At 62.4% G+C, this 8,698-nt stretch carries 7 protein-coding genes and 1 pseudogene; 2 read left to right on the forward strand and 6 right to left on the reverse strand.

The features are described from left to right. Positions 1-279, reverse strand: a pseudogene (locus tag BKY26_RS15520) (acyl-CoA dehydrogenase N-terminal domain-containing protein); the annotation flags it as partial. Between the two features lie 115 nt (positions 280-394). On the opposite strand from BKY26_RS15520, the gene BKY26_RS15525 reads away from it, so the two are divergent. Continuing rightward, complete coding sequence (locus tag BKY26_RS15525) at positions 395-1,354, forward strand: L-threonylcarbamoyladenylate synthase (protein WP_071691300.1); 960 nt, start codon at positions 395-397, stop codon at positions 1,352-1,354. A gap of 169 nt (positions 1,355-1,523) precedes the next feature. On the opposite strand, the gene BKY26_RS15530 is transcribed toward BKY26_RS15525, so the two are convergent. Continuing rightward, positions 1,524-2,081, reverse strand: coding sequence for a YqgE/AlgH family protein (locus BKY26_RS15530; RefSeq protein ID WP_071691301.1), 558 nt, complete (start codon positions 2,079-2,081; stop codon positions 1,524-1,526). A gap of 136 nt (positions 2,082-2,217) precedes the next feature. On the opposite strand from BKY26_RS15530, the gene BKY26_RS15535 reads away from it, so the two are divergent. Further along, on the forward strand, positions 2,218-3,048 hold the full coding sequence (locus tag BKY26_RS15535) for a protein-disulfide reductase DsbD domain-containing protein (protein ID WP_071691302.1): 831 nt from the start codon (positions 2,218-2,220) through the stop codon (positions 3,046-3,048). 30 nt (positions 3,049-3,078) lie between these two features. Here BKY26_RS15535 and BKY26_RS15540 read toward each other — a convergent pair whose 3' ends face one another. The 4 genes from BKY26_RS15540 to BKY26_RS15555 form a co-directional block, all read right to left on the reverse strand. Continuing rightward, complete coding sequence (locus tag BKY26_RS15540; RefSeq protein ID WP_158514347.1) at positions 3,079-4,221, reverse strand: Hint domain-containing protein; 1,143 nt, start codon at positions 4,219-4,221, stop codon at positions 3,079-3,081. Between the two features lie 356 nt (positions 4,222-4,577). Continuing rightward, positions 4,578-5,483, reverse strand: coding sequence for a Hint domain-containing protein (locus BKY26_RS15545; RefSeq protein WP_071691304.1), 906 nt, complete (start codon positions 5,481-5,483; stop codon positions 4,578-4,580). Between the two features lie 466 nt (positions 5,484-5,949). Beyond that, positions 5,950-6,828, reverse strand: coding sequence for a Hint domain-containing protein (locus BKY26_RS15550; RefSeq protein ID WP_071691305.1), 879 nt, complete (start codon positions 6,826-6,828; stop codon positions 5,950-5,952). Positions 6,829-7,082: 254 nt separating this feature from the next. Continuing rightward, positions 7,083-8,698, reverse strand: a 1,616-nt coding sequence (locus BKY26_RS15555) for an efflux RND transporter permease subunit (protein ID WP_131541897.1), incomplete at its 5' end; no start/stop codon positions are given.

Raw genomic sequence — 8,698 nt, forward strand, 5'->3', positions numbered from 1 at the left:
CGACATCCCCACATAGCCGCCCTCGGCAATCGCCCGATAGCCATCGCCAAAGCCGGGGCTCGTACGCACCACGCCGTTCTCCAGATAGGCCCCCTGCAGGTCCCCCCCCCGGTTCAAAGGCGCCAGCACTGTTTCCGCCATCTTGCCCGCCTCGGTCAGGATCGCGGTGACCATATCCGGCGTGGCCTCGGCAAATCGTTCAGTCGCTGCCACTCGGTCGAGGCCAACAATATTTTCGAAGATAAACTCGAAATCGGTCACGGGCGCGGTATAGGGCATGGTCATTCCTCCTTGGCACGGGCTTGGCACCGGGGCGGGCCACTCGCTTTGGGCCTGTCCTTGGGGCAGATATTTTGCCATACCCGCCCCGATCAACAGAAACGTTACGTCGCTCATGTCCCACGGCAAGACAGAACTGCTTTCCCCGACCCCCGCAGGCATCGCCCGCGCGGTGGATCTGCTGTCTGACGGGCAGCTCGTCGCCCTGCCGACCGAGACCGTCTACGGGCTGGCAGGCGACGCCACCAGTGACATGGCCTGCGCCCGGATTTTCGAGGCCAAGGGCCGCCCCCGGTTCAATCCGCTCATCGTGCATCTGCCGTCCCTCGACGCGGTGGAACGGATCGCGATCCTCAACGACCCGGCCCGCGCGCTCGCCGCCGCCTTCTGGCCCGGCCCGCTGACGATGGTCCTACCGCTGCGCGAGGGCCATAGCCTCTCGCCGCTTGTCACCGCCGGGCTGCAGACCGTCGCCATCCGCCTGCCCGCCCATCCCCTGATGCGCGCCGTGCTTGACGCGTGCGGCGGCCCCATCGCCGCGCCCTCCGCCAATCTCTCGGGCCGGATCAGCCCCACCACCGCCGCGCATGTGCTGGCAGGCCTTGATGGCCGGATCGCCGCCGTTCTCGATGGCGGTCCTTGCGGGGTCGGCCTGGAATCCACCATCCTCGCGCCACAAGACACCGGCACAAGGCTCCTGCGCGAAGGCGGCCTGCCACGCGAGGCGATCGAGCCCCTCACCGGCCCGCTCACCACCGATACCACGCCCGGTAAGGTTCAGGCCCCCGGCCAGCTCAGCAGCCATTACGCGCCAAAGGCGCAGGTCCGGCTGAACGCCCCGCTCACCGATCCGAACGCCATCCGCGTGGGCTTCGGCCCTGGCAGCGCGGATCTCTCCCTGTCCCCAACAGGCGACCTGATCGAGGCCGCAGCAAACCTCTTCTCGACGCTGCACGCCGCCGACGACCTCGCCAAGGAAAGAAACGCCCGCGAAATTCACATCGCCCCGATCCCCGACCAGGGCCTCGGCCGCGCCATCAACGATCGCCTGACCCGCGCCGCCGCACCGCGCTAAGCCTTTCATCTTGGCAAAAATACCTCCGCCGGAGGCATCCGCACTCTCAACAACCACCACATTGACCGTAAAGACCGCCCCTCACCACAGGTCCGTGGCAACGCGGGCCGACGATGGCTCCCCTGAAAGGGGGGCTTGAGGAGACCCGCTCCCCCCCGGCCGACGCTGCTCAGGCGCGCCCGGCTTCGGCGGACAGCATAAGGGGCGACACCCCCAGTTTGGCCAGCGCCGCCTCCCATTTGCCGTCCATATCGGTGCCGAACACGATCCCCGCATCCGCGTCGCAGGTCAGCCAGCCGTTCTGGCCGATCTCGGCCTCCAGTTGCCCCGGTGCCCAACCCGAATAGCCAAGCGCCATGACCGCCCTGTCAGGCCCTTCGCCATTGGCAAGGTCTTCCAGAACATCGAGCGTCGCCGTCATTCCGAAGCCACCGGGCACCCGCATCGTGCCGCCCTCGTCGCCATAGTCATCGCTGTGCAGCACAAACCCCCGTCCGGTTTCGACCGGCCCGCCATAGAGGATCGGGATTTTCGGCGGCTGCATGGCCTCGATTCCCAACTGGCTGATCATCTCGGCAAAACTGACTTCCGTGACCGGCTTGTTCACGATCAGCCCCATGGCCCCGTCATCGGAATGATCGCAAAGAAGGATCACCGACCCGGCAAACCGGGGGTCACCCATTCCAGGCATGGCGATCAGAAGCTGTCCCGTCAGATATGTGGTCATAACCGATATTTTTCGTGCCTCCCCATGAACATGTGCGGAATTCTGCATGGGTGCAAGCGCGCAAACCTATCCGACGGGGGCCAATTCGCCAAAACGTGACTTCCCTTTGATCGGCCGAGACAATACCTCACATGACATGAGCAAATCCATCCTCTCCCGCGCGCTGATTGCGCTGACCTGCGTTCTGGCCTTGCATCTCTCGCCCGGGGCGGTGTCCGCCCAATCCGGCGCAGTGCCGGAAGACGTGGTCCAGATCGAGCTGCTGGAAGGCTGGCGGAGGGACGATGGCAGCCATATGGCCGGTCTTCTGATCCGGCTCAGCCCCGGCTGGAAAACCTATTGGCGCGCGCCGGGCGAGGCAGGCATTCCCCCGCGCCTGCAATTGCGCGACCGCAGCGGCCTGCTATCCGCTGCCCTGCACTGGCCGGTACCCGAGGTCTTTCATTCGAACGGCATGCAATCCATCGGCTACAGCTCCGACGTGATCTTCCCGCTGGAACTGACCCTGGCCGAGGGCACCGGTGCCCTGCGTCTTGCGGGCCGGATAGACTTGGGCGTCTGTCACGATATCTGCATGCCGGTGTCATTGGACCTGCGCGGCACCCTGCCCGCGGGCGGGCGCCCCGACCCCCGGATCGCCGCGGCGCTGGCCGACCGTCCCCTGACCGGGGCCGAAGCCGGGGCCGGGCGCGTGTCCTGTGATTTGACCCCGATCAGCGACGGCCTGCGGGTCGTCGCCCGCATTCCCCTGCCCCGTCAGGGCAGCGCCGAAACCGTGGTCTTCGAGCTGCCCGACCCCTCGATCTGGATATCCGAGGCGATGGTCACGCGCAGCGGCACCACGCTCACCGCCACCGCCGATATCGTCCCCCCCGATGCCGGTCCCTTCGCAATGGACCGATCTTCCCTGAGGATGACCGTGCTGGCCGCGGGAACGGCGGTGGAACTGACCGGCTGTCAGGGATAACCCCGGTCAGCCGGTATTCAGAACCTCTATCTAGGCCACAGCCTTTCCGGCCAGCTTCGAGACAATCCGCCCCGGCACCTGCCGCGCAGACATGGCGCGGGGGTAGGGCAGTTCTTCCATCTCCGGCACGTCGCCGTAAAGCCCCTCGAATTCGGCATAGTTGTCGAACACGCGGCGGCTCACGTTGTCAATAAACGTCTCGGCAGGCGCACCATTCGCAAGGATGATCTCATGTTCCTCGGTTTCCACATGATAGACCGTGTAGGTCTCCCCCATCTCGGCCAGGGGCACCCGCGTAATGGTCGTCCCATTCACCAGCGCGCCGGCGTGGCAGATGACGCCATCGACCAGCATCCCGTGATCGGCGGTGACCGTCAGGTCAGCATTCGGCAGGCCATCCCCCAGAGACCCCGCCGCAAAGCGCACCGGCATCAGGCGTTCCGCCGGGCCGAAACGTGTCGAAACGCTCTGGCGACCGATCCACTTGACGGGCACGGCGCGGCCCTCGGCGGTCAGGACCGTGTCGCCGATCCGCAGGCGTTCCACCGCGACCTCACCCGCTGGCGTTGCGATCAGGCTGCCTTCGGCAAAGCAGAGCGGCGCGCCATTGGGCTCGAAATTGTTTGAGAAATTCGTGGTCGAACCGGAACTCGGCATTTCATTCGGCAGTTCGGTTTCGGCCCGGTTATACAGGATTTGATAATACGAGCCCGACCCCGAGTAGTAGATGGGATGCTCGCTGCCATCCGAATGCGTGTAGTAGTATCCCGTGAAGGTCAAGGCGGGGGACTCTGGCCCATCGACCCCGATATCAAGATTTCCATCGCCGTTTTGATCCACCACTGTATTGGACTCGGTGAATGGCAAAATGTTCGTCCAAGACAGTGTCGTTCCGTCGTCTGTCACGCCGCCCAGTCTGATCCGATGCGTGTAGGAATGGCTTTCCGGAAACGGGCCGCCTTGCGGCACGAAATTGTCGGAATAGTCCGTGGTCGAGCCCGCCCCGGAGAGCTCGGCAGTCAGATCGATCTGCGAAGGGTGATAGGGAACATAGGAAAAGCTGCTATCGTTGCCATTCACATAGATGGGGTGCTCGCTGCCATCGGACGCAGTGTAATAGTAGCCCGTGAAATTCCAATCGGGGATCTCGGAGCCATCCACCCCTATATCCAAGTTTTCATCATCGTTCTGATCGACGATTGTCCGGTCGTTGACCTGGTTTAGTGTGCTCGTCCAGGAATAGGTTGTGCCATCGTCTGATGAGCCGTTGAGCCGTATGAAACGTGGGTATGTGTATGATGTCGGCATGGCGCCCTCGGTTCTTTATCAACAGTCGCGCGGGGGCGCTTGAAGCCACGCGATCTCCGGCCGATGCCCGTCACACCGGGCCACTGGATCAAAAAGGTCTCAACAAAAACGCTGATACCGAGCTAACGAAGCGGTCAATAATAACCGTCCCCCACGGGCCGAACCGTAACCCCCTGAAATCGCCTGTCAATAGCTGATTGGCATAGCGTTCAGGCGCTGTGTCACGCGACTCTTTGCGCGGACAAGGCGCGCCGAATCCAAGCCGGCACCTGCCGCGCGGACATCGCACGGGGGTAAGGCAGTTCCTCCATCTCGGGCACATCCCCGTAGAGTGCTTCGAACTCGGCGTAGTTGTCGAAGACCCGGCGGCTCACATTGTCGATAAATGTCTCGGCGGGCGCGCCATTGGCGAGGATGATCTCGTGTTCCTCGGTTTCGATGTGGTAGACGGTGTAGCTCTCGCCCATCTCCTCCAATGGAACGCGTGTGATCGTCGTCCCGTTCACCAAGGCCCCCGCATGGCAGATGACGCCATCCACCAGCATCCCGTGATCGGCGGTGACGGTCAGATCGCTATGCGGCAAGCCTTCACCCAAAGACCCTGCCGCAAAGCGCACCGGCATCAGCCGCTCAGCCGGGCCAAAACGTGTGGACACCATCTGACGCCCGATCCATTTGACTCGAAGCGTTTGTCCGTCCTGGTCCAGTATCTCATCCCCTATTCTCAAGCTCTCCACCACCGTTTGCCCGCCCGGTGTGACAATCTGAGTGCCCGTGACGAAGCAGTTGACGACAACGGCGTTATCCCCGGTGTTCGTAATGGTTTGGGTCACGGCCGTCCCATCAAGGCTCGAGAGGTCGTCAATGCTGCTGTGATAAGGGACGATGTAGGAATTGAACCCGTTGAAGAAAACAGCATAGTCCCTGCCGTTAATCTCTATTGTATAGCCTGTATATCCGACGCTGGAGTTGATATAGTAGTCCCCTCCATCTACATCATTGTCACTATTGTTGTCGATCACGGCGCTGTTGATTGAATGATGCGTGAAATTCGAGGTCGGCGTAAGCACTCCACCGCTATTCGTTGCCTGAAAGCGCAGGTCACCATTCGTACTGAAGTCGGCCATTCTTTTTTATCCCCTTTCCCAATTGCGAACAGATGCGATTCGCTCTCCTGTCCGTCACACTTGTCTGCTCACCCCACTCTGACCAATCCGACCTTTCCCCAGGAAGCTTGAAATGGCGGTGCACCTTGCCACTGCTGGCCGATGGCATTGATCACAAGGCCGGTGACGTAGCCTGCGCAGCGAACGACTCACTTGATAAGACCAAAGCGGCCCCGCATCGCATCTCGAGACAGGCCAGACACGTCCCCAAAGAGACATGGCAATTATAGCGGCTGTCAATCAGGCGCGGATTGATCAGGATCAATTCAGAAAGCTGGAGTTCTAGCTTGCCACAGCGTCACAGGGCATCGCGATTCCCGCCAGGACACAACTGTGCCGACCTGCATCGCACTGGCGAGGTTGCGCAGCAGGTCGAACAGATCACCGCCGCGTTCGACTAGCTTCTACCCGATCTCGGTCTCTTGGCTTAAGCAGCCTCGCATATGCCAAGCCTCCGCCGGATAGACCCCGGCACCTGTCTTGCGCTCATGGCCCGGGCGTAAGGCAATTCTTCCATTTCTGGCACCTCGCCATAGAGCGCCTCGAACTCGGCGAAGTTATCGAACACCTGGCGGCTCACATTGTCGATAAATGTCTCGGCGGGGGCACCGTTGGCGAGGATGATCTCATGCGCCTCGGTTTCGATGTGGTAAACCGTGTAGGTCTCGCCCATCTCGGCCAGCGGCACACGGGTGATCGTCTCGCCGTTCACCAGCGCTCCCGCATGGCAGATGACGCCATCCACCAGCATCCCGTGGTCGGCGGTGACCGTCAGATCGGTGTGGGGCAAGCCCTCACCCAAAGACCCGGCAGCAAACCGCACCGGCATCAGCCGTTCGGCGGGGCCGAAGCGCGTCATAACGGTCTGGCGGCCGATCCACTTGACCTTTGCGGTTTGGCCATCCTGCGTAGACAACCTGTCCCCTATTCTGAGGCTCTCCACCCGTCGCTCACCGCCCGGCACGGTGATCCGCGTCCCCGCCAAAAAGCACAGCGCAAGCTGAGACCGGGTATAGGCCGGGATATCATCGACGTGGGTCGGATAGGCTCCTGTTGAGTTTGGCGACACGAGTTCCGTGATGTCGCCAGAGCTGTTGACAAAAACAAGGAACAGATTTCCAGACGCGTCTTCGTAGAAACCGTCAAAAAGGCGATTGGTAGAGCTCTCGAGAAACCTGTCGCCCAGATCCCACGTACCGTCATCGGTATCGGAGCTTCCTATGGTCGTCGAAACATTCTGAACGGCCAAATAGCCCGACGCCGGATGGACCGGTGCGAATGACGCCACCTCATAGTCTTGTGCCATCGCTTATACCCCCCCTTGCAGATCTCAACGGTTCTCCAGAACCTCAAGCCTTGAAGACAAGGGTAGTGTAAGAGGATCCGAAGGTCCATGCGTTGATCTTTGTCAACTATTCGCATTCCAGATTACTGAAGGGTCGACTTCAGCCCGCGGCATTGAATGGAAAATGCAATCGGCCTGCGTGCCAATCCCCGAGGATCCACAGAAGGCATCTATTGGTCGATTCTCGCAGGAGGTCTCTCGACACAATCGCGCGGTCAGGAAGACTGGATTGCGCGTCTCAGCGACATGACCCCAACCAAGAAGAGGCCCACGATCCAAAACCCAAAGCAGAGTGCCGCCGTGCCGCCGAGGAAGCCCAGAAACGCGCCGCGTGCACCCTCCAGAGGAACCTGTGACGCCAGCGGCGCCCACATCGCGCCCGTGACGATCTGAGCGCCAAGCGTTGCCGCGAAGAGCGCCGCAACCGCGACAACAGCCAGCCCCACCGCTGCCGCCAAAGCCGGCGCGCGCGCCGCCGTTCTCAGCCCCCGGCGCAGCGCCTGCATCTGCCGTGCCACATCCTGTTGCATCGCCAGAATGGACGGCACCACCAGCAGCACGATGAACAACCCGAAGCCAAGCCCATAGACCAGCGTGATCACCGTGGGTTTCAGGAACTGCGCATCGGCGGATCGTTCATAAAGCAGCGGCGCCAGCCCCAGAACCGTCGTCAGCGTGGTCAGCAAAACGGGCCTTAGACGGTCAGCCACCGCATCGACAATCGCGGGCACCAGCCCCCGGTCGCGGGCGTAGTCGTCCACCGTCGTGATCAGCACGATGGAATCGTTGATGATGATCCCGGTCATCCCGATCAGCCCGACAACGGTAAACATGCTCAGGGGCACGTCCCACGCGGCATGGCCATAGATCGTGCCCACCAGCCCGAAGGGGATGATCGCCATCACCACGATAGGCCGTGTCCAACTGGCGAAGATCCAGGCCAGCACAAGGTAGATCCCGACAAGACACAGACCAAAACCCAGCATCGCGTCATTCAGGAAATCGTTCTCCTGCTCTGCCAGCCCGGCCAGTCGGTACCCGACGCCGTAATCGGCCTCGATCTGCGGCAGGATCACCTCTCGCAGCTCTTCCATCACCTGCTCGGCGCGGGCCGGGTCGTCCTCTGACAGATCGCCGGTGACCGAGACCAGCCGCAGCCCGTTTTCCCGTTCGATGGTGGAAAAGCCGATCCGCGACGTGACCGAGACCAGATCGGCCAGCGGCACATATTCCCCCGTCGCCGTGCGCAGCAGGGTACGGTCGAGGAAATCGGCAGTCAGCTCATCCTGCGGCAGCTCCACCCGGATCGACGCGGTGCGCACGCCAGAGGGGAAGGTCGCGGCCTCGACCCCGTTCAGACGGGCGCGCAGCACCCTGCCCAAAGACCCGATATCGAAGCCCAGCGCCTGCCCCTGCGGGGTCAGTTCCAGGATCAGTTCCTCACGGTCATAGGCCAGCGTATCCTCCAGCCCCGAGACTTCCGGGTAGGCGGCCAGCGCGGTCTGGATCGCCATGGCCGCGGATTTCAGAACCTCCGCCTCGGCCCCGAACAGCTGGATATCCAGCGCATCGCCCCCCGGCCCGCCACGCCAGCCGCGGAAGCTGACGGCCTCGGCCAGCGGGTGCTGGCGCACCTCGTCCTGCAGATCGGCCACGAACTGGAAACTGGAATAGGGTCGCAGATCGGCCTCGATCAGCTCGATGGCGATGGAGCCCAGCAGATCGGCATCCTTGTTGTCAGCGACGGCCAGGCCGCGCCCGGTGGTGCCACCGATCTCGGCCAGCACGAAGGTCAGGGGGCTTAGCCCATATTCCCCCTCGTAGCGGGCCG

The organism is Nioella sediminis, assembly GCF_001879695.1.
GTDB lineage: Bacteria > Pseudomonadota > Alphaproteobacteria > Rhodobacterales > Rhodobacteraceae > Nioella > Nioella sediminis.